Genomic DNA, 22,663 nt, shown 5'->3' with positions numbered 1-22,663 from the left:
ATTCAGCTGAGATCTCGGCTACCTTTTTCTTTACAGGCCTAACTTTTTTAGGCCAGACAAATCACCATACCCACACTAACAAAGCAAAATATAAACCACAAAAAACACAATAACCCAGATTATTACTCTACAAAAATCATATTATTTAGTTATTAACAGTGAATTATAATCCTCCTGCTTTCCAAAATCTTCTACTAAAGACCCTTCAAAACTCACCGTCGTGGGAGTACATTGTGCTGGGCTGACTTCCACGGCAGGGAGTGGCATTCACAGCTAAAAAGGTCAACGTTCATGTCCCCCATTGAAAAATCCAGCAAATTAGAAAACGTCTGTTATGACATTCGCGGCCCGGTTCTGAAGGAAGCAAAGCGCCTGGAAGAAGAAGGCAACAAAGTTCTGAAACTGAACATCGGCAACCCTGCGCCTTTCGGGTTTGAAGCGCCAGATGAAATTTTGGTGGATGTGATCCGCAATTTGCCAACTGCGCAAGGATATTGCGATTCCAAAGGCCTTTATTCAGCCCGCAAAGCAATCATGCAGCATTACCAGGCCCGTGGGATGCGCGACGTAACCGTGGAAGATATCTATATCGGTAACGGCGTATCTGAATTGATTGTGCAGGCCATGCAGGCATTGCTAAACAGTGGGGACGAAATGCTGGTTCCTGCACCTGATTATCCACTGTGGACGGCGGCGGTTTCGCTCTCTGGTGGTAATGCCGTGCACTACCTGTGTGACGAATCGTCAGACTGGTTCCCGGACCTGGATGATATCCGCGCCAAAATTACGCCGCGTACCCGTGGGATCGTCATCATCAACCCAAACAACCCTACTGGCGCGGTGTATTCTAAAGAGCTGCTGATGGAGATTGTTGAGATTGCCCGCCAAAACAACCTCATCATCTTTGCGGACGAGATTTACGACAAAATTCTTTACGATGACGCCGAGCACCACTCGATTGCGGCAATGGCCCCTGACCTGCTGACTATTACCTTTAACGGCCTGTCAAAAACCTATCGTGTTGCCGGTTTCCGCCAAGGCTGGATGGTACTGAACGGACCGAAGAAACATGCCAAAGGGTATATCGAAGGCCTTGAGATGCTGGCTTCTATGCGCCTGTGTGCCAACGTTCCGGCACAACATGCCATTCAAACCGCACTGGGTGGATATCAGAGCATCAGCGAATTCATCATGCCTGGCGGACGTCTGTATGAGCAACGTAACCGCGCCTGGGAACTGCTTAATGACATCCCCGGCGTCTCTTGCGTAAAACCGCGCGGTGCGCTGTATATGTTCCCGAAAATTGATGCTAAACGCTTCAATATTCATGACGACCAGAAGATGGTACTCGACTTCCTGTTGCAGGAAAAAGTACTGCTGGTCCAGGGGACGGCATTCAACTGGCCGTGGCCGGATCATTTCCGCATCGTCACGCTACCGCGTATTGACGATATCGAAATGTCGCTGAGTAAATTTGAGCGTTTCCTGTCAGGGTATCGCCAGCTGTAACCACGCAAAGTGCTGCCGGGTTTGCATCCGGTAGCACTCTCTGCGCAAAATACCGTTACTGAAGTCACTGAGTAAGGGTCGTTATGAAGCAGAGCCACTTTTTTGCCCACCTCTCCCGTCTGAAACTCATTAACCGCTGGCCGCTGATGCGCAACGTGCGCACCGAAAACGTGTCCGAACACAGTCTGCAGGTTGCCATGGTTGCCCATGCGCTGGCCGCAATTAAAAACCGTAAATTTGGTGGTCAGGTTAATGCTGAGCGTATTGCCCTGCTGGCGATGTATCACGATGCGTCAGAGGTGTTAACCGGCGATCTCCCTACCCCAGTGAAATATTTTAACTCGCAGATTGCTCAGGAATATAAAGCGATAGAGAAAATTGCCCAACAAAAACTGGTCGATATGGTTCCTGATGAGCTGCGCGATATTTTTGCGCCACTCATTGATGAACATGCCTTAAGCGAAGAAGAGAGGTCGATTGTTAAACAGGCCGATGCCCTGTGCGCGTATCTGAAGTGCCTGGAAGAACTCTCCGCCGGTAACAACGAATTTCTGCTGGCGAAAACACGTCTGGAAAAAACGCTGGAGTCACGACGAAGCGAAGAGATGGACTACTTTATGGACGTGTTCGTCCCGAGTTTTCACCTCTCATTAGATGAAATCAGTCAGGATTCTCCATTGTAAGTTTGCGACAACGTTACCTTTGTAGGCCGGATAAGGCGTTAGCCGCCATCCGGCACATAAAAATCAAAACGGAAACAGCATCGGGATCATCACCACGCACACCACCATCACAATGATGGTAAACGGCACGCCAATTTTTACGAAATCGCTAAAGCTGTAGTTACCCGGCCCGAGCACCAGTGTGTTTACCGGTGAAGAAACTGGCGTCATAAAGGCTGCGGAAGCCGCCATCGCAATCACCATCGCAAAAGGATACGGCGAAACGCCCATAGACTTTGCTGCCGCCAGCGCAATCGGCGCCATCAGTACCGCCGTCGCAGTGTTAGAGATAAATAACCCAATGGTCGCGCACAGCACGAACAGGCAGCCCAGCATCATATACGGGCCGTACCCTCCACCAACGTCCATTAACCCTTTAACCACCAGATCAACACCGCCCGTTTTCTGTAATGCCAGCGCAAAGGGCATCATTCCGACAATCAAAATAATACTTGGCCAGTGAATGGCTTTATAGGCGCTTTCGGCATCAATGCAACGGAATTTTCCCATCAGCAAACAGGCGATAATCGCGGCAACCGTATTAGGAATTTCATCGGTGAGCATTAACGCGACCATCAGCACCAGACAGAAAATCGCATGCGGCGCCTGGCTGTGCGCCGGGGAGGCTTCACTAACTTCCACGGGCATATTCAGCACCACGAAATCGCGCCCTTTTTGCCCCAACAAAGTGATGAGTTTCCAGTTACCCACCACCAGAATAATATCGCCCATCAGCAGCGGCTCATTGACGACCGCCCCGTCCAGCGCCGCACCATCACGCTTCAGTCCGACGACATTCAGACCATAACGTGTGCGAAAGGCGATTTCCCGTACCGTTTTGCCGATCAATTCCGATTCAGGGATCAATGAAATCTCGGCCATACCCACATCAAGCGCCTGCTCAGAGAAGTATTCGCCACGCAGCACCATTGGCTCCAACAGTTGCTCGCTGCAAAATTCACGCAGGTCAACGTCGGCCGCTGACATATCGATCAGCAATACGTCACGGGCACGGAACTCAGAAACCCCGTTAACATCAACAATCACGCGGCGAAAACGCCGCCAGCGTTCAACACCAATCACGTTTGCCCCGTAGCGCTCACGCAATTTCAGGTCATCCAGACGTTGGCCAATCATGGGAGAACCCGGGCGAATCGCCAGGCGACGAGCACGTCCTGTCAGGCGATATTCTTTAATCAGGTCGCGAAAGGTCCGGCGCTTCCAGCCGTCTCCCGGCTGCCCGGAGTCTTCGCCTTTCAGCATAAAACGCATCACCAGCATATAAATTATGCCGAGTACCAACACCACCAGCCCCAGTGGGGTTACGCTAAAAAAGCTAAAACCGTTAAGTCCTTCACGTAACAATTCACTGTTGACGACCAGGTTCGGCGGCGTTGCCACCAGCGTCATCATGCCGCTTATCAATCCGGCAAAGCTCAATGGCATCATCAGGCGTGAGGGGGAGATTTGCATGCGCATGGAAACGCTTAAGACAACCGGAATAAAGATGGCGACCACACCGGTCGAACTCATGAAGGCACCGAGTCCGGCTACGGTTATCATCAGCAACACCAGCATTTTGACTTCACTGCTGCCGGCGACCTTCACCAGCCAGGCACCCATCACCGTCGCCACGCCGGTACGCACCAGGCCGTCGCCGATAATGAATAAAGCCGCTATCAAAATAACGTTAGGATCGCTGAACCCGGAAAAAGCCTCTGTGATGCTCAATGTTCCGCTCAGAACAAAGGCAATAATGACCAGCAAAGCGACCGCGTCCATACGCACTCTGCCAGTTGCAAACAAGACGACGGCAATCGCCAGCAATGAGAGAACCCATATCAATTCACCGTTCACAACATATCCTTGTTAAATGAGAGGGATGGACTGATTCTGCCATAAAAAAGCCCCAACAATCTGGGGCTAAATCATGATCAGGTATTTCTTATAACGACCACATTTCCGTTGGGTTGTTTGGTCACAGAAATATGTTCCAGACTGGTCAGCGAAAAATCAACTTCGTCCAGACGCGGCGTATCCGCTGGCGCGTTAACCGCGATGACATGGCACCCAGCCGCCAGTCCTGAGAGCACCCCGGCGGGGGCATCTTCCACCACTGCACATTCCTGCGGCGCCAGACCCAGAAGCTGAGCGCCTAACAGATACGCGTCGGGCTCTGGTTTCCCTCTTTTTACCCGCTCGGCGGTGACAAACACTTCTGGAGCAGGAAGCCCAGCAACACGATGGCGCGCCCGTGCGACCGGCATGGAGCCGGAGGTCACAATCGCCCATGGAATACCCGCTTTATTGAGATGGTTGAGTAAATCAACAGCCCCCGGCAGCGCGGTGATCCCGGAGGTTTCCGTCGCTTCGATCTGCTCAAGACGGGTAAACTCCGCGGCGATCTCTGCCTCAGATTTGCCCACCATAAAGTGTCGCAGGGAGGTAATGGCCTGCTTGCCATGAATAAAGCCGAGCACCTCGGCGTGATCGAGGCCGAAGCGATCGGCCCAGTTGCACCACGCACGCTCTACTGCGGGTAAGGAATCGACCAGCGTTCCATCCAGATCAAACAGAAAACCTTTGCACTGCACGCTCGCCCCCTCAGGCATTAATGATTTGGTTAATTTCATTCGCGCTCAGGTGATACTGACGCGGGCAAGAGTGCCAAACATTCAGCATACGCTGATATTTTTCCCACATTGGGGTCTGGGCGTTGAAGCCATGCGTACCCGCATCAAAGTGGGTGTAACGACCTTCCACATTGACCATAAAACGAACATACCCGAGGAAACGGGCTTCCGTTGCAGCGTCAAAACCGAGGAAGGTCACGCGACGCTCATCAATAGCCTGTGCATCCTTAAGATTAGTCCAGGACACATGTAATGCGTGATACATCTCCATAATATCGATAATCGTACGACAGGTTTCTTCCGTCAGCTCACCAAACTCACGATCCAGCTCACGCATCTGCAAGCCGTAACCGCGTTCAATAATCGTCTGCAAACGACGATAACGCTCGGCGTTAGTTGGATCGAGCATAGTCATCATTTTGTACTGATTCGACAAAATCAGACGTTGAGCGTTGGTCATTTCCATTTGGGACTCCTGTATCACTACTACTGCGATGAAAAAAAAGAAGGCATCATGTGCCTTCTTTTATATGCGTAATCAGGGGTCAATTACAAATCATCAAGGAAAGTTTTATCCAGTTGTTTGAAGGCGCGCTTAAGCGTGTCAGCCAGCGCCTGATAATCCGGCTTTCCTTCTACCGGAGAGAGCGCCTGACCGGCTTCTTGCAATTTACCCCGAACTTCGTAGAACCAATTGAGAATTGAAGGCGGCAGCGGCGTTACAGAACGTTTTCCCAGCCACCACATCCCCTGCATCGGCAGGCTAAGCGCAAACAGCGCAGTCGCCACGGCCGGGCCCAACTGCCCCCCTAACGCAATTTGCCAACATAAGGTGAAGACGGCGATAGGCGGCATAAAACGGATCGCGTAACGCGTCATGCGGATCACGCGGTTCTCAACAAACACGGGCGCAAGGCGCTTTTCCATTGGCCACGTCTTTGCATAGTGCTGCCCCCGGCGAAACAAGCTAAAAAAATTGACGGAGCGATTATCCGGTGTCGACATGGCGGTTACCTCAACTTCACATATAAAAATTAAAAAATTTGTGCAAAACAACAACTACAAGGGACATCGTTCAAAACATTTTGTCTTTGATACCCACATTCAGGTATCCTGTGCCGGCCTGTAAGGCCTGTAGTCCAAAATCATTGAGTCGTCAAATTGGCATACATTATGCCATTGCCTGAAAAATACGCAAAATGACATAGACTCAAAGGTATTTATTCCATCGTGCCCAAAAAGACTATGGCGCATGATGTTAATCATAAACGTCGGTGTCATCATGCGCTACGCTCTATGACTCCCTGACGTTTTTTTAGCCACGTATCATAAATAGGTACTTCCATGTCGAGTAAGTTAGTACTGGTTCTGAACTGCGGTAGCTCCTCACTGAAATTTGCCATCATCGATGCAGTAAACGGTGAAGAATACCTCTCTGGTTTAGCCGAATGTTTCCATCTCCCAGAAGCACGAATCAAGTGGAAAATGGACGGCGGTAAACAAGAAGCGGCTTTAGGTGCAGGCGCCGCTCACAGTGAAGCGCTGAACTTTATCGTTAACACTATTCTGGCACAAAAACCAGAATTGTCTGCGCAATTGACCGCTATTGGTCACCGTATCGTACACGGCGGTGAGAAGTACACCAGCTCTGTGGTTATCGATGATTCCGTTATTCAGGGCATCAAAGATTCTGCCTCTTTCGCACCGCTGCATAACCCGGCTCACCTGATCGGTATCGCAGAAGCGCTGAAATCCTTCCCTAATCTGATAGACAAAAACGTGGCTGTATTCGACACCGCGTTCCATCAGACTATGCCGGAAGAGTCTTACCTCTATGCTCTGCCGTACAGCCTCTACAAAGAACACGGCGTTCGTCGTTACGGCGCACACGGTACCAGCCACTTCTTCGTCACTCAGGAAGCGGCAAAAGTACTGAACAAACCGGTTGAAGAGCTGAACATCATCACTTGCCACCTGGGCAACGGCGGTTCTGTATCTGCTATCCGTAACGGTAAATGTGTTGATACCTCCATGGGTCTGACCCCACTGGAAGGTCTGGTGATGGGTACACGTTCCGGTGACATCGACCCGGCGATCATCTTCCACCTGCACGATACCCTGGGCATGAGCGTTGACCAGATCAACAAAATGCTGACCAAAGAGTCCGGCCTGCTGGGTCTGACCGAAGTCACCAGCGACTGCCGTTATGTTGAAGATAACTACGCTACTAAAGAAGACGCTAAACGTGCAATGGACGTTTACTGCCACCGTCTGGCGAAATACATCGGTTCTTACACTGCGCTGATGGATGGTCGTCTGGATGCAGTTGTCTTCACCGGTGGTATCGGTGAAAACGCAGCGATGGTTCGTGAACTGTCTCTGGGCAAACTGGGCGTTCTGGGCTTTGAAGTTGACCACGAACGTAACCTGGCCGCACGTTTCGGCAAATCTGGTTTCATCAACAAAGAAGGTACCCGTCCTGCGCTGGTTATCCCAACCAACGAAGAACTGGTTATCGCGCAAGACGCGAGCCGCCTGACTGCCTGATTTCACACCGCCAGCCTAGCTGGCGGTGCTGTTTTGTAACCCGTCTAAATTGGCGGTAACGAAAGAGGATAAACCGTGTCCCGTATTATTATGCTGATCCCTACCGGAACCAGCGTCGGCCTGACCAGCGTCAGCCTTGGCGTGATCCGCGCAATGGAACGCAAAGGCGTTCGTCTGAGCGTCTTTAAGCCGATTGCTCAACCGCGTGCCGGTGGCGATGCGCCAGACCAGACTACCAGCATCGTCCGCGCTAACTCTTCTCTGCCAGCCGCTGAGCCGCTGAAGATGAGCCACGTTGAATCTCTGCTGTCCAGCAATCAGAAAGATGTGCTGATGGAAGAGATCATCGCGAACTACCACGCGAACACCAAAGACGCTGAAGTTGTACTGGTTGAAGGCCTGGTCCCAACCCGTAAACATCAGTTCGCGCAGTCCCTGAACTACGAAATCGCGAAAACGCTGAACGCGGAAATCGTCTTCGTTATGTCTCAGGGTACCGACACCCCAGAACAGCTGAACGAGCGTATTGAACTGACTCGCAGCAGCTTCGGCGGCGCGAAAAACACCAACATCACCGGCGTAATCGTTAACAAACTGAACGCACCGGTTGATGAGCAGGGCCGTACTCGCCCGGATCTGTCCGAGATTTTCGACGACTCTTCCAAAGCGAAAGTGATCAAAGTTGATCCGGCTAAACTGCAAGAATCCAGCCCGCTGCCGGTTCTGGGCGCGGTGCCATGGAGCTTCGATCTGATCGCTACTCGTGCAATCGATATGGCGCGTCACCTGAACGCCACCATCGTTAACGAAGGCGATATCAACACCCGTCGCGTGAAGTCTGTGACGTTCTGCGCACGCAGCATTCCGCACATGCTGGAACACTTCCGCGCAGGCTCCCTGCTGGTAACTTCCGCAGATCGTCCTGACGTGCTGGTTGCAGCATGCCTGGCGGCCATGAACGGCGTGGAAATCGGTGCCCTGCTGCTGACTGGCGGCTACGAAATGGACGCGCGCATCACTAAACTGTGCGAACGTGCATTTGAAACCGGCCTGCCGGTATTCATGGTAAACACCAACACCTGGCAGACCTCTCTGAGCCTGCAGAGCTTCAACCTGGAAGTTCCGGTTGACGATCACGAGCGCATTGAGAAAGTCCAGGAATACGTTGCTAACTACATCAACGCTGACTGGATTGAATCCCTGACTGCGACCTCTGAGCGCAGCCGTCGTCTGTCTCCGCCAGCGTTCCGTTACCAGTTGACCGAGCTGGCGCGCAAAGCGGGCAAACGCGTTGTTCTGCCGGAAGGCGACGAACCGCGTACCGTTAAAGCAGCAGCCATCTGTGCTGAACGTGGTATCGCAACCTGCGTACTGCTGGGTAACCCGGATGAGATCACCCGCGTTGCAGCCTCTCAGGGCGTTGAACTGGGCGCTGGCGTAGAAATCGTTGATCCAGATGTGGTTCGCGAAAGCTACGTTGCTCGCCTGGTCGAACTGCGTAAAAACAAAGGTATGACCGAAACCGTTGCCCGCGAACAGCTGGAAGACAACGTGGTTCTCGGTACCCTGATGCTGGAGCAAGACGACGTTGACGGCCTGGTTTCTGGTGCAGTACACACCACCGCGAACACCATCCGTCCGCCGCTGCAGCTGATCAAAACTGCGCCGGGTAGCTCCCTGGTGTCTTCCGTGTTCTTCATGCTGCTGCCGGATCAGGTTTACGTTTACGGCGACTGCGCGATCAACCCGGATCCGACCGCAGAGCAGCTGGCAGAAATCGCGATTCAATCCGCTGATTCCGCAATTGCCTTCGGTATCGAACCGCGCGTAGCGATGCTCTCTTACTCCACCGGTACTTCTGGTGCAGGTAGCGACGTAGAGAAAGTTCGCGAAGCAACCCGTCTGGCGCAGGAAAAACGTCCTGACCTGATGATCGACGGTCCGCTGCAGTACGACGCCGCCGTTATGGCTGACGTAGCAAAATCCAAAGCGCCGAACTCTCCGGTGGCAGGTCGCGCTACCGTGTTCATCTTCCCGGATCTGAACACCGGTAACACCACCTACAAAGCGGTTCAGCGTTCTGCCGACCTGATCTCCATCGGGCCGATGCTGCAGGGTATGCGCAAGCCGGTGAACGACCTGTCTCGTGGCGCGCTGGTAGACGATATCGTCTACACCATCGCACTGACCGCGATCCAGTCTTCCCAGCAGCAGCAGTAATCTGCCGAGTGTGCCGGATCTCTTATCCGGCAACACATCTGCTTATCAAACCGGAAATAGCTGATATTTCCGGTTTTTTTATGTCTGTTTCCCCTTTGGCATAATCTGAAATATTTGCCTGAATGCGCTGCATCAATGAATAACCATTCTTCTGTTCGCATACTTACTCTCTTTTGCGTTGCAACAGGGATAGTCTTTCATGTCAGCAGTAACAGAATCACAGCCAGCTAAAAAATGGGCGATGCCCGACACGCTGGTGATTATTTTTTTCGTCGCCATTTTAACCAGTCTGGCAACATGGGTTGTTCCCGTCGGGATGTTCGATAGCCAGGAAGTTCAGTATCAGGTTGATGGACAAACCAAAACCCGTAAGGTGGTTGACCCCCATTCCTTTCGTATTCTGACCAACGACGCAGGTGAAGAGCAGTATCACCGGGTGCAGTTATTCACCACCGGAGATGAACGCCCAGGCCTGATGAATTTCCCGTTTGAAGGATTAACCTCCGGCTCGAAATTCGGCACTGCTGTCGGCATCATTATGTTTATGCTGGTCATTGGCGGTGCATTCGGCATCGTTATGCGTACCGGCACCATTGATAACGGCATCCTGGCGCTCATTCGCCATACGCGGGGCAACGAGGTCCTGTTTATCCCAGTGCTGTTTATTCTCTTCTCCTTAGGCGGCGCGGTGTTTGGCATGGGGGAAGAGGCTGTTGCCTTTGCCATTATCATCGCGCCTTTGATGGTACGGCTAGGTTACGACAGTATCACCACCGTTCTGGTTACCTATATCGCGACTCAGATTGGTTTCGCCAGCTCATGGATGAACCCATTTTGCGTGGTGGTCGCGCAAGGTATTGCGGGAGTACCGGTGCTCTCTGGTTCCGGGCTACGCATCGCGGTCTGGGTGATCGCTACACTAATCGGGCTGACCTTCACGCTGGCCTATGCGGCGCGTATCAAAAAGAATCCGCTTTTGTCCCGGGTACATGAATCCGACCGCTTCTTTCGCGAGCAGCAGGACGAGGTCGTGGAACGACGCTTCACGCTGGGCGACTGGTTAGTGCTACTGGTGCTGACCGCGGTGATGATTTGGGTTGTCTGGGGCGTTATCGTCAACGCGTGGTTTATTCCTGAGATCGCCAGTCAGTTCTTCACGATGGGTCTGGTGATTGGCATTATCGGCGTCGTGTTTCGGCTAAACGGCATGACGGTCAACATCATGGCCTCCTCATTCACTGAGGGTGCACGAATGATGATTGCCCCTGCCCTGCTGGTTGGTTTTGCCAAAGGCATTTTACTGCTGGTCGGTAATGGAGAGGCGGGTGAAGCCAGCGTGTTAAACACTCTGCTGCACAGCATTGCCAATGGCATCAGCGGGCTGGATAACGCCATCGCGGCGTGGTTTATGCTATTGTTCCAGGCAGTATTTAATTTCTTCGTCACTTCCGGCTCTGGTCAGGCTGCGTTAACCATGCCGCTACTGGCACCGCTGGGCGATCTGGTTGGCGTAAACCGTCAGGTCACGGTCCTGGCCTTCCAGTTTGGCGACGGATTCAGTCATATTATCTATCCGACGTCAGCATCTCTGATGGCTACGTTAGGCGTTTGTCGGGTGGATTTTCGTAACTGGCTGAAGGTAGGTGCTACGCTGTTGGGACTGCTGTTTATTATGTCCAGCGTGGTGGTGATTGGCGCGCAGATGATGGGTTACCATTAAAAAGTGTGCGTCCGGCCTACTCGATTTCTCGACGCAGTAGGCCGGATGAACAGAGTTTACTCAGCTTCTTCCTGCTTTTCGGCTTTCGCCCCTTCATTCTTGGCGTTGCGGGTCATCCACAGCGCCAGGGCTTTCAGGGAGTCCGGTGTAAATTCGTCGCAGCGCGCGGTAATTTCTTCCGGCGTCAACCAGCAAACTTCACTGACCTCATCTTCCTGAAGCGCAAACGGTCCGTGGGAAACGCAGCTAAACAACCCACCCCATACGCGACAGTTCTGGTCTTCAAAGTAAAACTGACCATGCTCGGCAAACGGCACGCCCGCAATCCCCAGTTCCTCTTCTGCTTCACGACGCGCTGATTCCAGCATCTGCTCGTCAGCCTGAACCACACCGCCTGCGGTGGCATCCAGCATGCCGGGCAAAAAATCTTTTGTCTCAGTGCGACGTTGAACCAGAATTTTGCCCATACCATCATGCACAACGATATACGTTGCACGATGGCGTAAGCGTTGCGCCCGCATTTGTTCCCGGCTGGACTGTGCAATGACTTCGTTGTCTTCATTCACAATATCCACCCATTCAGTACTTGCCAAACGACGCTGTTCCACCATCAGGAAACCTTCTTTTTTCTGGCGCTCTTACGGCGCGTTTATGTTTGTGGGGTAAATTACGGATTAATCTCGACCTGTGCAATAACACTTTGATCATTGAGTGCCATTACGCTGAGAACATTATCATCCAGAATCCCGTAACTTGCCGCAAAGCCCCCTTTCGGGATGCTTACCGAACCGGGATTGAAATGATAGATATCCTCGCGCCGCTCAGCAACCGGCAGATGAGTATGCCCATAAACCAGAACATCGCCCGCATTGAGCGCCGGCATATTTTGCGGGCCAAAAAGATGTCCGTGCGTCAAAAAGAGTCGCTGATTTTCTGTCAGAATTTGCTGCCACGGCGCAGTCATCGGAAAATGCAGGAGCATCTGATCCACTTCGCTGTCGCAATTACCACGCACCGCAATAATTCGTGATGCCTGCTCATTCAGCCGCTCAGCAACCTGCGCAGGTGCATAGCCTTCTGGAAGCGCATTACGCGGCCCGTGGTTTAAAACATCACCCAATATCACCAGCCATTGCGCGGCGCTTGCAGCAAACCGTTCGAGCACGCGTTCCGTGGCTGGCAACGAACCATGAATGTCCGATGCGAACATCAGTTTCATCACTCACTCCTCGCTGAAAAGTACCTTGTAATGATACTGGATTACGGCCCGTTTTTCAGCAGGAACGCTTCGCTGAAAGCGCGATAAAACGCTGTACTGAGGCGCGCTGCCACTGGAAGGTGGCGTATTCCGCAAGCGCTTCTGGAACCTCATCGCCATTCAGGACCAGGCGATTAAGCATTAGCGCTAAATCACAGTCAGCGATACACCATTCGCCAAATAAATTCTGCTTACCGTGGCTCAGTAAACTGCTCGCAGTAGCGAACAGTTTTTCCGCACTGGCTTTTCCCGCTTCACTCAACGGAGCTTTCTTTACGCCAGCAAAAACCACATCCGTTGAGCGTTCTTCACGGATAGGCATTAAATCGCTGCGGATCCACGCCTGAACCTGGCGCGCCCGCGCGCGTTTTTGCACATCGTGCGGATAGATACGCTCCCACTGTGGCGGCGCAAAGCTCTCTTCCAGGAATTCCGTAATCGCTGATGATTCGCTCAGTTCAAAACCATCGATCTCCAGAACCGGTACGCGGCGCGTTAAGGCGTAACCCTGCCATGACGGTTGCAAATGTTCGCCACTGCTGAGGTCAACAGTTTTCAGCGTAAAAGGCAGCCCTTTCTCTTGCAGAGCGACATAAACAGACAGCACGTAAGGGGAGAAAAAATTGGCATCTGACCACAGCGTAATTGCAGGTTTGCTCATAATGTCCTCTGAAGTGTATTGGCTTGCCTTCAAAATATAGAGTCTTTCTCTCGCTGTCACTTGATGAAAACTCACGCACGCCAACAGGCTCTATACTTGTTATGACCCGGTTCATGACAAAACGGATGCTGAAAATGATCGATCTCTATTACACGCCATCGCCAAACGGTCACAAAATCACGTTGTTTCTTGAAGAGGCGCAGCTGCAATACCGTCTGATTCATGTCGATATCAGCAAAGGTAGCCAGTTTCGCCCCGATTTTCTGCAGATCTCGCCGAACAATAAAATCCCGGCCATTATCGATCATGCCCCGGTGGACGGCGGAAGGCCCATCAGCCTGTTTGAGTCCGGAGAAATTTTACTCTATCTGGCGGAGAAGAGCGGTAAGCTGCTCAGCGGTGAATTACGCGAACGCCACACCACGCTCCAGTGGTTGTTCTGGCAGGTCAGCGGTCTGGGTCCTATGCTGGGGCAGAATCATCATTTCAGTCATTACGCTCCACAAACGATCCCTTACGCTATTGAAAGATACCAGGTTGAAACCCAGCGCCTGTACAACGTGATGAATAAACGTCTGGAAACGTCACCCTGGCTGGGAGGCGATCACTACAGCATTGCTGACATTGCCTGCTGGCCGTGGATCCACGCCCATCAGCGTCAGCGCATCGATCTCGACAACTATCCGGCAGTCAATAACTGGCACGAACGCATCCGTACGCGTCCCGCCACGGAACGCGCCATGCAGCAAGCACAGAGTGAGAAGCGGTGACGCAATTCGGTTCTCGTGTATCATGCAGAGGTTCATACATGGAGGAAACCTGCAATGTCACAACCTGACGCCATTATTCGTATAAAAAACCTTCGTCTACGCACCTTTATCGGCATCAAAGAAGAGGAGATCCTTAATCGCCAGGATATCGTCATCAACATTGCCATTCACTATCCGGCAGACAAAGCCCGTACCAGCGAAGATATCAACGACGCGCTGAATTATCGCACTATCACCAAAAGCATCATTGCCCACGTGGAGGGTAACCGCTTCTCATTGTTAGAAAAATTAACTCAAGATGTGCTCGATATCGCACGCGAACATCACTGGGTCACTTATGCTGAAGTGGAGATAGATAAACTTCACGCATTGCGTTATGCCGACTCAGTATCAATGACGCTGAGCTGGCAGCGCTAAAACGTAACCCGGGAGGCGACATGCAGATTCTGATTACCGGCGGTACTGGCCTGATTGGACGTCATCTGATCCCCTGCCTGCTGGAACTGGGGCATCAGATAATTGTAGTGACACGTACCCCTGATAAAGCGCGTCAGATTCTCGACTCTCGGGTCGCGTTATGGAAAGGACTGGAAGAGCGGCAACATCTCAATGACATTGATGCCGTGATTAACCTTGCCGGAGAACCTATTGCAGATAAGCGCTGGAGCGCACAGCAAAAGGAGCGCCTGTGCCAGAGCCGTTGGGGCATTACGCAGAAACTGGTCGATTTAATCAATGCCAGCGAGACGCCGCCCTCAGTGTTAATCTCCGGTTCCGCTACCGGTTACTACGGCGATTTGGGCGAAGTTGTGGTTACGGAAGAAGAGCCACCGCATAACGAATTTACCCACAAGCTGTGCGCCCGCTGGGAGCAAATTGCCAGCACTGCGCAAAGCGACAAAACCCGCGTATGTATGCTGCGTACCGGCGTGGTACTGGCCTCAGCAGGCGGCATTCTGGCAAAAATGGTCCCGCCGTTTCGTCTTGGCTTAGGCGGCCCGATCGGTAACGGACGCCAGTATATGGCCTGGATCCATGTTGATGATATGGTCAACGGAATTATCTGGCTGTTGAATAACGATCTACGCGGTCCCTTCAATATGGTTTCGCCATACCCGGTGCACAATGAGCAGTTTGCCCACGCGCTGGGTCACGCTCTGAACCGCCCTGCCATTCTGCGCGTTCCCGCCACCGCTATGCGACTGCTGATGGGGGAATCGTCAGTACTGGTCCTTGGCGGACAACGCGCATTACCCAAACGCCTGGAAGCTTCCGGTTTTACGTTTCGCTGGTACGATTTAGAGGAAGCGCTGGCGGATGTCATCCGATAACCCCTAAGCGCTATTCACAGTCGCCGTTGTGGTGGTAAGGTTATAGACCAGATTTCCGCAATGGCGACGTTATGGCGATAATATCGACTCCCCGACTTACCCTCTCTTTGTTTCAATTTTCTGACTGGTCATTTTTCCAGAAACTCCGTGAATGTCCTGAAGTCATGCGCTATATGGGCAACATCGCCCCGGCGAAAGATACCCGGCTGTTATTCGCCAGACGTCTGGCCGCACAGCACACTTTCGTCATCCGCGAGCATTACAGCCCAACGCCACTCGGCGATATTGGTCTGCAAATCAGCCATCTTTACCCGCATGAAGCCGACCTCGGCTACGCCATCATGCCACAGGCTCAGGGGAAAGGTATTGCCAGCGAAGCCGTCCGCGCGGTGTGCCAGTATGCCTTCGAGCATGCAGGTGTGACGGCGATAAACGCATACGCGCTGGCGGATAATAAAGGTTCAATCCGTATTCTGGAAAAGACAGGCTTTGTACGTACGCAGGTACTGGAAAAGGCGTATGAGATTGACGGCATCGCCTACGACGACTGGGTGTATCGTCTGGAGTCAGATGCGCTAAAATTGTAGGCCCGGAAAGCGTAACGTCTCCGGGCTGTTGGCTTACTTCAGTGAACCTTTAAGGAACTGCTGCAAGCGTGGGCTTTGCGGATTACCGAATACCTGTTCCGGGTCGCCTTCTTCCTCAATTTTCCCCTGATGCAGGAAAATCACGTGCGTGGAAACATGACGGGCAAACCCCATTTCGTGGGTCACCACCACCATGGTTTTCCCCTCTTCAGCCAGCTGTTGCATAATGCGCAGCACTTCCCCCACCAACTCAGGATCAAGCGCCGACGTAGGTTCATCAAACAATAACACTTCCGGTTCCATCGCCAGCGCACGGGCAATGGAAACACGCTGCTGCTGACCACCGGACAGGTGCACCGGATATTTGCCCTGTGCGCGCTCATCAATGCCCACTTTAGCCAGATACTTCACCGCACGGTCGCGAGCTTCCTGCTTGCTCAGCCCCAACACCTGAATCGGCGCTTCCATGACGTTTTCCAGCACCGTCATGTGGCTCCACAGATTAAAGTGCTGAAAAACCATCGTCAGACGCGTACGCAGCAGGCGCAGCTGATTTTTGTCCGCAACCTTCAACTGGCCGTCTTTGTCGCGCACCAGACCAATGTTCTGACCACTGACGACAATCGACCCGGCACTCGGTTTCTCGAGAAAGTTAATGCAGCGCAGGAAGGTACTTTTACCGGAACCTGACGAGCCAATAATGCTGATAACATCACCCGCGTTGGCCTGCAGCGATACCCCTTTTAGCACTTCATGTTCGCCGTAGTGCTTATGTAAATCGATAACGTTTAATTTATTTTCAGACATCGTGTTACTCGAATCATTTAGAGGATACATGCTGCAACCAGCGTTTTTCCGCTTTACGGAACAGACTGATCAGGACATACGAAATAATCAAATACAGCACAGCGGCAATACCGAATGCGGTAAACGGCTGATACGTTGCCGAGTTGATATCGCGAGCGATTTTCAACAAATCAGGCACCGTTGCAGTAAATGCCAGCGCCGTGGAGTGCAGCATTAAAATGACTTCATTGCTGTAAGCCGGCAGCGCAATACGCAGCGCGGAAGGCAAAATAATGCAACGATACAGTTTAAACGACGAGAACCCATATGCGCGCGCAGCCTCAATCTCACCGTGAGGCACGGAACGGATAGCCCCGGCGAAAATCTCCGTGGTATAGGCGCAGGTATTCAGCGTCAGCGCCAGCACGGTGCAATTCAGCCCGCTGCGGAAAAACGCGTTGAGGAAGTCCGTGCCTTTAACTATCTCCAGCGTATACATCCCGGAATAAAACACCAGTAGCTGAACGTACAGCGGCGTCCCACGAAAAATATAGGTGAACAGCCAGATGGGAAACTGGATAAATTTATTACTGGAAACGCGGCCAATCGCCAAAAACAGCGCCAGTATTCCGCCCATCACTACTGATGAAATCAAAAGCCACAGTGTGATAGCAACGCCGGTGTAGCGATATCCGTCGGTCCACAGCAGGGACTTCCAGTACTCCTGAATAATCTCGATCACAGGTCAGCCCTCTTCACACCCACGGAATAGCGGCGCTCAAGGTACAGCAGCACACCATTAGAAACAGTGGTAAACACCAGATAGATGACCCCGCACACGACGGCAAAATAGAACGGCTCCCAGGTACTCTTCCCGGCAAGCTGGGTCGCTTTCACCACGTCTTCCAGGCCAAGCAGCGACACCAGCGCCGTAGCCTTAAGAATAACCTGCCAGTTGTTGCCAATTCCCGGTAAGGCATAGCGCATCATCGCCGGGAACATAATGCGACGAAATATTTGTGAGCTGGTAAAGCCAAACGCCGTCGCGGCTTCAATATGGCCTTTTGGTACAGCCATAAATGCACCGCGGAATGTTTCGGTAAAATAGGCACCGTAGATAAACCCGAGCGTAATGATACCCGCGACCATCGGATCGATATCAATCTGGCCGATACCGATGGCATCGGTAACGGTATTCAGCGCGATTTGTAATCCGTAGAAGATGAGCAGCATTAAGACCAGATCGGGCACGCCGCGGATTAGCGTTGTGTACCCTTCGAAAATAAGCCCCATTGCCCGGCTTTGCGACAGCTTTGCTGCTGCGCCGACAAGACCTATCAGAACCGCCAGTACCACCGAGCTGAGTGCCAGCTCCAGCGTAACAATTGCGCCCTGTAAAATAACACCTGAAAAGCCATACAACATGCTGCCTGTCCTGTCGTGTGTGGTGGAGTAGTAAGCCTCTTTTGATTTCAGACTAACCGTTAAATGCCGGATGGCGGTTTTGCCTTATCCGGCCTACAAAATCACTGCAGGCCGGATAAGCGCAGCGCCATCAGGCATAAATTCAACGCGTCAAAAATCTACGGGCTTTATCAGCACCTGCGGTGATTAACCGCCGTAAACATCAAAATCGAAGTACTTTTTCGCCAGCTTCTCGTAAGTACCGTCAGCTCGCATTTCGGCAAAGGCTTTGTTCAGCGCTTCGCGCAGCTCGTTATCGTCTTTGCGCAGCCCCATACCGGTACCCACGCCGAACAACTTCTCGTCTTTCACAGACGGGCCGCCGAATTTGTAATCTTTACCGACTGGCTGTTTCAGGAAGCCTTCGCTAGCCGCGACTTCATCCTGGAACGCGGCGTCAATACGCCCGGCAGTCAGGTCAGAATAGATATTGTCCTGCCCCTGATAAGAGACAATCTCAATACCTTTTGGCGCCCAGTGTTCGTTGCCGAACGTTTCCTGGGTAGTGCCCTGCAGCACACCAACACGTTTACCTTTCAGCGACTCAATGGTCGGCTGAATAGCAGAATCTTTAGCGACAACCAGACGCGAATCGGCTGCATAAAGCTTGTCGGTAAATGCGATTTCCTGCTGACGTTTTTCAGTAATGGAAAGCGAGGACATGATGGCATCAATTTTCTTCGCTTTTAGCGAAGGGATCAGCGCGTCCAGAGGGTTTTCCACGAAGGTACATTGCGTATTGATACGTTTGCACAGCTCTTTAGCCAGATCGATATCAAAACCGACTAATTCACCCTGCGCATTCTTCGATTCGAACGGCGCATAAGTAGGATCGGTACCGATACGAATTTTTTGCGGAATGGCTGCAAATGCTGCGGTAGCACTGGAGAAAGCCAGAACCAAAGAAAGAGACAACACCAGTTTTTTCATAACTATCCTCAACAGACTGTCTTTTATAGGGGATCTTTACAGGACCAGGTGCAGTTATCGTGCCATTAATCAGGCCGACAAGGCAAAGCATTCTACCCTGTCGGCGGTATTTATTTGCATGAAAAGCGCTTAAGTATGCACTCATGCCTATTAAGTCAGCGATAAAAGCACCAAAACAGTGCACTGAATTTATTATGCACCGAAATGGTTACCCGCAATGGTGCAGTCAATTCCCCACGCCGCTGTATTAATCGCCGTAGACATTAAAATTAAAATATTTGCTCGCCATTTTGTCGTAGGTGCCGTCTTTACGCAGTTCGCCCAGCGCTTTGTCGAAAGCGGCTTTCAGCTCTGCATCATCTTTGCGCAAGCCAATCCCGGTTCCATCACCAAAGTATTTTTTATCTTTCACCGACGGACCGGCAAAAGCGTAATCCTTACCAGCAGGCTGCTTCAGGAAGCCTTCGCTGGCCGCAACTTCATCTTGTAATGCCGCGTCCAGACGGCCTGCCGTCAGGTCAGAATAGATGAGGTCCTGGTTCGCATAGGCCACCACGTCCACGCCTTTGCTGCGCCAGTTGTCATTGGCATAGGCTTCCTGAGTAGAGCCTTGCAGGACGCCAACGTGTTTACCCTTGAGGGAATCCAGAGTCGGCTGAATTGGGGAACCTTTCGCGGCGATCAGACGTGAGTCTGCAGCGTAAAGTTTGTCTGAGAACGCAATCTCTTGCTGACGCTTTTCGGTGATAGAAAGCGAGGAGATGATGGCATCAATTTTTTTCGCTTTCAGCGATGGGATCAGCGCATCAAAGTCGCTGGCAACCCAGGTGCATTTGATCTGCATGCGCTTACACATCTCATTTCCCAGATCGATATCAAAACCGACAAAGTCGCCTTTGGCATCTTTAGAGGAAAAAGGAGCGTACGTTGTATCTGTACCAATACGAACCGTCTGCGGAAGTGCTGCGTGGCTGGCCGCGGTGGCGGAGAGTCCTACCAGCAAAGACAAAGCAAGAACCGTCTTCTTCATACATAACCCTCAAGTGGCGTAATTTTATTATGTTTTACGTTGTGTTGTGTGTTTGCAGACTTTTTCATGCAGGTCTTATGCCATTTTCGCGTCGATGAGGATATTCGACGTTAAATATGTTAATAAAACGTTGCAATAATGTCCTGATTTTGAAGATAGCAGGTCTGGCGGTTGAACCGCAGCGTTTCGTTGAGTTTTAACGAATTAAATGTTGAGGATATGATCGCGGTTACAAAATTGCCCTGAAACAGGGCAACGGATGATTCTTTGCACGCTGATGGAACGGCTTACGCCCCTTGCCAGCGGGTGAACAGGTCTTGCGGAAGGGTAATATCAAACTGGTCAAGCACGCGATTAACCGTTTGATTAATCACATCATCGAGGGTTTGTGGACGATGATAGAACGCCGGGACAGGTGGCATAATCACCGCCCCAATTTCTGCCGCCTGCGTCATCAATCGCAGATGACCCAGATGCAGCGGCGTTTCGCGTACACACAGTACCAGCGGACGACGTTCTTTCAACACCACATCTGCCGCACGGGTAAGCAACCCATCGGTGTAACTGTGGACGATGCCAGAAAGCGTTTTGATTGAACAAGGCAGGATAACCATTCCGGCGGTCTGAAAAGAGCCGGAGGAGATACTGGCGGCGATATCACGGGTATCGTGATTCACATTTGCCAGCGCCTGCACGTCGCGCACAGAGAGGTCCGTTTCCAGCGCCAGCGTCTGCCGGGCAGCGGCACTCATCACCAGGTGGGTTTCCACATCAGTGACGTCACGCAATACCTGCAACAGGCGCACGCCGTAAATTGCCCCGCTTGCACCAGAAATACCAATGATGAGTCGTTTCATGTGTAATCGCCCTTACTTGCTCAGGGCCGACTTTGCAGGAAATTACGGTGAGTTGCAAGCAAGGGCGCAGGTTGCGTCCTTGCTTGCGAGCAAACATTAACCTTCGTTGTGCATCTCAAGGTTTTCCGCTTCGTTCTGACGCAACACCGCTTTGGCATCGTCATTACGCAGGGAGTCGAGGAAATCGAGATATTGCTGGTCGACGTCTTTAGTAACGTACACGCCGTTAAACACTGAACATTCAAACTGCTGAATATCCGGGTTCTCAGCACGGACAGCTTCAATAAGATCGTTCAAATCCTGGAAAATCAGACCATCTGCGCCGATTATCTGGCGAATCTCGTCTACTTCACGACCATGAGCGATCAGCTCCGTCGCCGTAGGCATATCGATGCCATAAACGTTCGGGAAGCGAATTTCCGGGGCGGCAGAGGCCAGATACACCTTCTTCGCGCCAGCTTCACGCGCCATCTCGATAATCTGTTCTGAAGTGGTGCCGCGCACGATGGAGTCATCCACCAGCAGCACGTTTTTATCACGGAATTCCGCACGGTTAGCGTTCAGCTTACGGCGCACAGATTTACGACGCAACTGCTGGCCCGGCATGATAAAGGTACGGCCCACATAGCGGTTTTTCACAAACCCCTGGCGGTACGGCTTACTGAGAATACGGGCAATTTCCAGCGCGATATCACAGGAGGTTTCCGGGATTGGGATTACTACATCGATGTCCAGATCTTCCCACTCACGGGCAATTTTTTCGCCAAGCTTAGTCCCCATATTCACACGGGCGCTGTAGACGGAAATCTTGTCGATAAAGGAGTCAGGGCGAGCGAAGTAAACGTATTCAAACAGACACGGATTGCTCACCGGGTTATCAGCACACTGACGAGTAAACAGCTGGCCTTTTTCGGTGATGTACACCGCTTCGCCAGGTGCTACGTCGCGCAGGAATTCAAAGCCCAGCGTATCCAGCGCTACGCTCTCAGACGCCACCATGTACTCGGTACGGCCATCGCCAATATCGCGTTTGCCCATCACCAGCGGACGGATACCGTTAGGGTCGCGGAAGGCAACCATGCCGTGACCGATAATCATCGCCACGCAGGCATAGGCGCCGCGAATCTGGCGGTTGGTTGCCGCAATGGCAGCAAAAATATTGTCGGCTTCCAGCGGGTAATGGCGGAAGTTATCCAGCTCGCTGGCGAAAATATTCAGCAGAATTTCAGAATCTGAAGTGGTATTGATGTGGCGGCGCTTTTCTTCAAACAGCTTTTTACGCAACTCATGCGCGTTGGTCAGGTTGCCATTGTGGGCAAGCGTAATGCCATACGGTGAGTTGACGTAAAAAGGTTGAGCTTCGGAGGCGCTGGAGCTGCCAGCCGTTGGGTAACGCACATGACCGATGCCCATATTGCCCTGCAAACGCTGCATATGGCGCGCTTCAAAAATATCGCTCACCATTCCGTTTGCTTTACGCAAGCGGAAGCAGTTGTTGGCATCAATGGTGATGATGCCCGCAGCATCCTGACCACGATGCTGGAGCACCGTTAACGCGTCATAAATCGACTGGTTTACCGGCATAACACCGGCGATACCGACAATACCGCACATACGTCTTTTCCTCGTTCAGCAACG

Annotated in this window: 23 protein-coding genes; 9 read left to right on the top strand and 14 right to left on the bottom strand. The window is 52.0% G+C overall.

Annotated features, from left to right (window positions below):
• Positions 1–291: 291 nt before the first annotated feature.
• On the top strand, positions 292–1,509 hold the full coding sequence (gene alaA, locus OGY37_RS02765) for an alanine transaminase AlaA (RefSeq protein ID WP_003028082.1): 1,218 nt from the start codon (positions 292–294) through the stop codon (positions 1,507–1,509).
• Positions 1,510–1,592: 83 nt separating this feature from the next.
• On the top strand, positions 1,593–2,192 hold the full coding sequence (gene yfbR / locus OGY37_RS02760) for a 5'-deoxynucleotidase (protein WP_003028083.1): 600 nt from the start codon (positions 1,593–1,595) through the stop codon (positions 2,190–2,192).
• Between the two features lie 63 nt (positions 2,193–2,255).
• Here the strand turns inward: yfbR and OGY37_RS02755 are convergent, their stop codons facing one another.
• The 4 genes from OGY37_RS02755 to yfbV all read right to left on the bottom strand — a co-directional run bounded on the left by OGY37_RS02755 (position 2,256) and on the right by yfbV (position 5,869).
• A complete protein-coding gene (locus OGY37_RS02755) occupies positions 2,256–4,088 on the bottom strand; it encodes an SLC13 family permease (protein ID WP_126317642.1) in 1,833 nt (610 codons plus the stop codon).
• Positions 4,089–4,165: 77 nt separating this feature from the next.
• Positions 4,166–4,843 carry a sugar phosphatase gene (locus OGY37_RS02750; RefSeq protein ID WP_286620241.1) on the bottom strand — a complete coding sequence of 226 codons (678 nt, stop codon included), beginning with the start codon at positions 4,841–4,843 and terminating at the stop codon, positions 4,166–4,168.
• Complete coding sequence (locus OGY37_RS02745) at positions 4,836–5,330, bottom strand: YfbU family protein (protein WP_003028086.1); 495 nt, start codon at positions 5,328–5,330, stop codon at positions 4,836–4,838. Before OGY37_RS02745 ends, OGY37_RS02750 begins: the two co-directional genes overlap by 8 nt.
• Before the next feature lie 83 nt (positions 5,331–5,413).
• On the bottom strand, positions 5,414–5,869 hold the full coding sequence (yfbV, locus tag OGY37_RS02740; RefSeq protein WP_003028087.1) for a terminus macrodomain insulation protein YfbV: 456 nt from the start codon (positions 5,867–5,869) through the stop codon (positions 5,414–5,416).
• Between the two features lie 339 nt (positions 5,870–6,208).
• Between yfbV and ackA the strand changes: the two genes are divergently transcribed.
• From ackA to yfcC, 3 genes are all read left to right on the top strand, one after another.
• Positions 6,209–7,411: an acetate kinase gene (gene ackA / locus OGY37_RS02735; RefSeq protein WP_286620016.1), complete on the top strand. Its 1,203-nt coding sequence runs from the start codon at positions 6,209–6,211 to the stop codon at positions 7,409–7,411.
• Between the two features lie 75 nt (positions 7,412–7,486).
• On the top strand, positions 7,487–9,631 hold the full coding sequence (gene pta / locus OGY37_RS02730) for a phosphate acetyltransferase (RefSeq protein WP_008785351.1): 2,145 nt from the start codon (positions 7,487–7,489) through the stop codon (positions 9,629–9,631).
• Positions 9,632–9,830: 199 nt separating this feature from the next.
• The gene (gene yfcC, locus OGY37_RS02725; RefSeq protein WP_003834773.1) at positions 9,831–11,351 is read left to right on the top strand and encodes a putative basic amino acid antiporter YfcC; all 1,521 of its coding nucleotides are present in this window, start codon (positions 9,831–9,833) and stop codon (positions 11,349–11,351) included.
• Positions 11,352–11,407: 56 nt separating this feature from the next.
• Here the strand turns inward: yfcC and yfcD are convergent, their stop codons facing one another.
• Genes yfcD through yfcF form a run of 3 tightly spaced genes read right to left on the bottom strand, consistent with a single transcriptional unit; the run spans position 11,408 to position 13,270 of the window.
• A complete protein-coding gene (gene yfcD, locus OGY37_RS02720; RefSeq protein WP_003834775.1) occupies positions 11,408–11,962 on the bottom strand; it encodes an NUDIX hydrolase YfcD in 555 nt (184 codons plus the stop codon).
• 56 nt (positions 11,963–12,018) lie between these two features.
• Complete coding sequence (yfcE, locus tag OGY37_RS02715) at positions 12,019–12,570, bottom strand: phosphodiesterase (RefSeq protein ID WP_286620014.1); 552 nt, start codon at positions 12,568–12,570, stop codon at positions 12,019–12,021.
• A 55-nt stretch (positions 12,571–12,625) separates the two neighbouring features.
• A complete protein-coding gene (gene yfcF / locus OGY37_RS02710) occupies positions 12,626–13,270 on the bottom strand; it encodes a glutathione transferase (protein ID WP_286620012.1) in 645 nt (214 codons plus the stop codon).
• Between the two features lie 134 nt (positions 13,271–13,404).
• Here yfcF and yfcG point away from each other — a divergent pair, with 134 nt between their 5' ends.
• The 4 genes from yfcG (at position 13,405) to OGY37_RS02690 (ending at position 15,958) form a co-directional block, all read left to right on the top strand.
• Entirely contained in the window at positions 13,405–14,040 is a 636-nt protein-coding gene (yfcG, locus tag OGY37_RS02705; protein ID WP_003834779.1) for a GSH-dependent disulfide bond oxidoreductase, read from the top strand.
• A gap of 54 nt (positions 14,041–14,094) precedes the next feature.
• A complete protein-coding gene (folX, locus tag OGY37_RS02700; protein ID WP_003028107.1) occupies positions 14,095–14,457 on the top strand; it encodes a dihydroneopterin triphosphate 2'-epimerase in 363 nt (120 codons plus the stop codon).
• A 20-nt stretch (positions 14,458–14,477) separates the two neighbouring features.
• Positions 14,478–15,371, top strand: a complete 894-nt coding sequence (locus OGY37_RS02695; protein WP_191236130.1) for a TIGR01777 family oxidoreductase — start codon at positions 14,478–14,480, stop codon at positions 15,369–15,371.
• A 71-nt stretch (positions 15,372–15,442) separates the two neighbouring features.
• Complete coding sequence (locus tag OGY37_RS02690) at positions 15,443–15,958, top strand: GNAT family N-acetyltransferase (protein ID WP_198579368.1); 516 nt, start codon at positions 15,443–15,445, stop codon at positions 15,956–15,958.
• A gap of 33 nt (positions 15,959–15,991) precedes the next feature.
• Here OGY37_RS02690 and hisP read toward each other — a convergent pair whose 3' ends face one another.
• The 7 genes from hisP to purF all read right to left on the bottom strand — a co-directional run bounded on the left by hisP (position 15,992) and on the right by purF (position 22,639).
• Positions 15,992–16,765 carry a histidine ABC transporter ATP-binding protein HisP gene (gene hisP / locus OGY37_RS02685; protein WP_003028114.1) on the bottom strand — a complete coding sequence of 258 codons (774 nt, stop codon included), beginning with the start codon at positions 16,763–16,765 and terminating at the stop codon, positions 15,992–15,994.
• 13 nt (positions 16,766–16,778) lie between these two features.
• Positions 16,779–17,486, bottom strand: a complete 708-nt coding sequence (hisM, locus tag OGY37_RS02680) for a histidine ABC transporter permease HisM (RefSeq protein WP_003028116.1) — start codon at positions 17,484–17,486, stop codon at positions 16,779–16,781.
• Complete coding sequence (locus OGY37_RS02675; RefSeq protein ID WP_126317640.1) at positions 17,483–18,169, bottom strand: histidine ABC transporter permease HisQ; 687 nt, start codon at positions 18,167–18,169, stop codon at positions 17,483–17,485. Before OGY37_RS02675 ends, hisM begins: the two co-directional genes overlap by 4 nt.
• A gap of 186 nt (positions 18,170–18,355) precedes the next feature.
• On the bottom strand, positions 18,356–19,138 hold the full coding sequence (gene hisJ / locus OGY37_RS02670) for a histidine ABC transporter substrate-binding protein HisJ (protein ID WP_003028120.1): 783 nt from the start codon (positions 19,136–19,138) through the stop codon (positions 18,356–18,358).
• Positions 19,139–19,385: 247 nt separating this feature from the next.
• Positions 19,386–20,168, bottom strand: a complete 783-nt coding sequence (gene argT, locus OGY37_RS02665; RefSeq protein WP_149384758.1) for a lysine/arginine/ornithine ABC transporter substrate-binding protein ArgT — start codon at positions 20,166–20,168, stop codon at positions 19,386–19,388.
• A 287-nt stretch (positions 20,169–20,455) separates the two neighbouring features.
• Positions 20,456–21,025 (bottom strand): UbiX family flavin prenyltransferase, encoded by a 570-nt coding sequence (locus OGY37_RS02660; RefSeq protein ID WP_003028125.1) that lies wholly within the window; start codon positions 21,023–21,025, stop codon positions 20,456–20,458.
• A gap of 96 nt (positions 21,026–21,121) precedes the next feature.
• Entirely contained in the window at positions 21,122–22,639 is a 1,518-nt protein-coding gene (purF, locus tag OGY37_RS02655) for an amidophosphoribosyltransferase (protein WP_149384757.1), read from the bottom strand.
• Positions 22,640–22,663 lie beyond the last annotated feature (24 nt).

The organism is Citrobacter sp. Cpo030 (assembly GCF_030333005.1).
GTDB lineage: Bacteria > Pseudomonadota > Gammaproteobacteria > Enterobacterales > Enterobacteriaceae > Citrobacter > Citrobacter portucalensis.
This window is presented reverse-complemented; position numbering and strand designations above follow the sequence as displayed.

Coding starts and splice junctions, on each gene's coding strand:
- alaA (WP_003028082.1), top strand. CDS start 292: ATGTCCCCCATTGAAAAATCCAGCAAATTAGAAAACGTCTGTTATGAC.
- yfbR (WP_003028083.1), top strand. CDS start 1,593: ATGAAGCAGAGCCACTTTTTTGCCCACCTCTCCCGTCTGAAACTCATT.
- OGY37_RS02750 (WP_286620241.1), bottom strand. CDS start 4,843: ATGCCTGAGGGGGCGAGCGTGCAGTGCAAAGGTTTTCTGTTTGATCTG.
- OGY37_RS02745 (WP_003028086.1), bottom strand. CDS start 5,330: ATGGAAATGACCAACGCTCAACGTCTGATTTTGTCGAATCAGTACAAA.
- yfbV (WP_003028087.1), bottom strand. CDS start 5,869: ATGTCGACACCGGATAATCGCTCCGTCAATTTTTTTAGCTTGTTTCGC.
- ackA (WP_286620016.1), top strand. CDS start 6,209: ATGTCGAGTAAGTTAGTACTGGTTCTGAACTGCGGTAGCTCCTCACTG.
- yfcC (WP_003834773.1), top strand. CDS start 9,831: ATGTCAGCAGTAACAGAATCACAGCCAGCTAAAAAATGGGCGATGCCC.
- yfcD (WP_003834775.1), bottom strand. CDS start 11,962: ATGGTGGAACAGCGTCGTTTGGCAAGTACTGAATGGGTGGATATTGTG.
- yfcE (WP_286620014.1), bottom strand. CDS start 12,570: ATGAAACTGATGTTCGCATCGGACATTCATGGTTCGTTGCCAGCCACG.
- yfcF (WP_286620012.1), bottom strand. CDS start 13,270: ATGAGCAAACCTGCAATTACGCTGTGGTCAGATGCCAATTTTTTCTCC.
- yfcG (WP_003834779.1), top strand. CDS start 13,405: ATGATCGATCTCTATTACACGCCATCGCCAAACGGTCACAAAATCACG.
- folX (WP_003028107.1), top strand. CDS start 14,095: ATGTCACAACCTGACGCCATTATTCGTATAAAAAACCTTCGTCTACGC.
- OGY37_RS02695 (WP_191236130.1), top strand. CDS start 14,478: ATGCAGATTCTGATTACCGGCGGTACTGGCCTGATTGGACGTCATCTG.
- OGY37_RS02690 (WP_198579368.1), top strand. CDS start 15,443: ATGGCGATAATATCGACTCCCCGACTTACCCTCTCTTTGTTTCAATTT.
- hisP (WP_003028114.1), bottom strand. CDS start 16,765: ATGTCTGAAAATAAATTAAACGTTATCGATTTACATAAGCACTACGGC.
- OGY37_RS02675 (WP_126317640.1), bottom strand. CDS start 18,169: ATGTTGTATGGCTTTTCAGGTGTTATTTTACAGGGCGCAATTGTTACG.
- hisJ (WP_003028120.1), bottom strand. CDS start 19,138: ATGAAAAAACTGGTGTTGTCTCTTTCTTTGGTTCTGGCTTTCTCCAGT.
- argT (WP_149384758.1), bottom strand. CDS start 20,168: ATGAAGAAGACGGTTCTTGCTTTGTCTTTGCTGGTAGGACTCTCCGCC.
- OGY37_RS02660 (WP_003028125.1), bottom strand. CDS start 21,025: ATGAAACGACTCATCATTGGTATTTCTGGTGCAAGCGGGGCAATTTAC.
- purF (WP_149384757.1), bottom strand. CDS start 22,639: ATGTGCGGTATTGTCGGTATCGCCGGTGTTATGCCGGTAAACCAGTCG.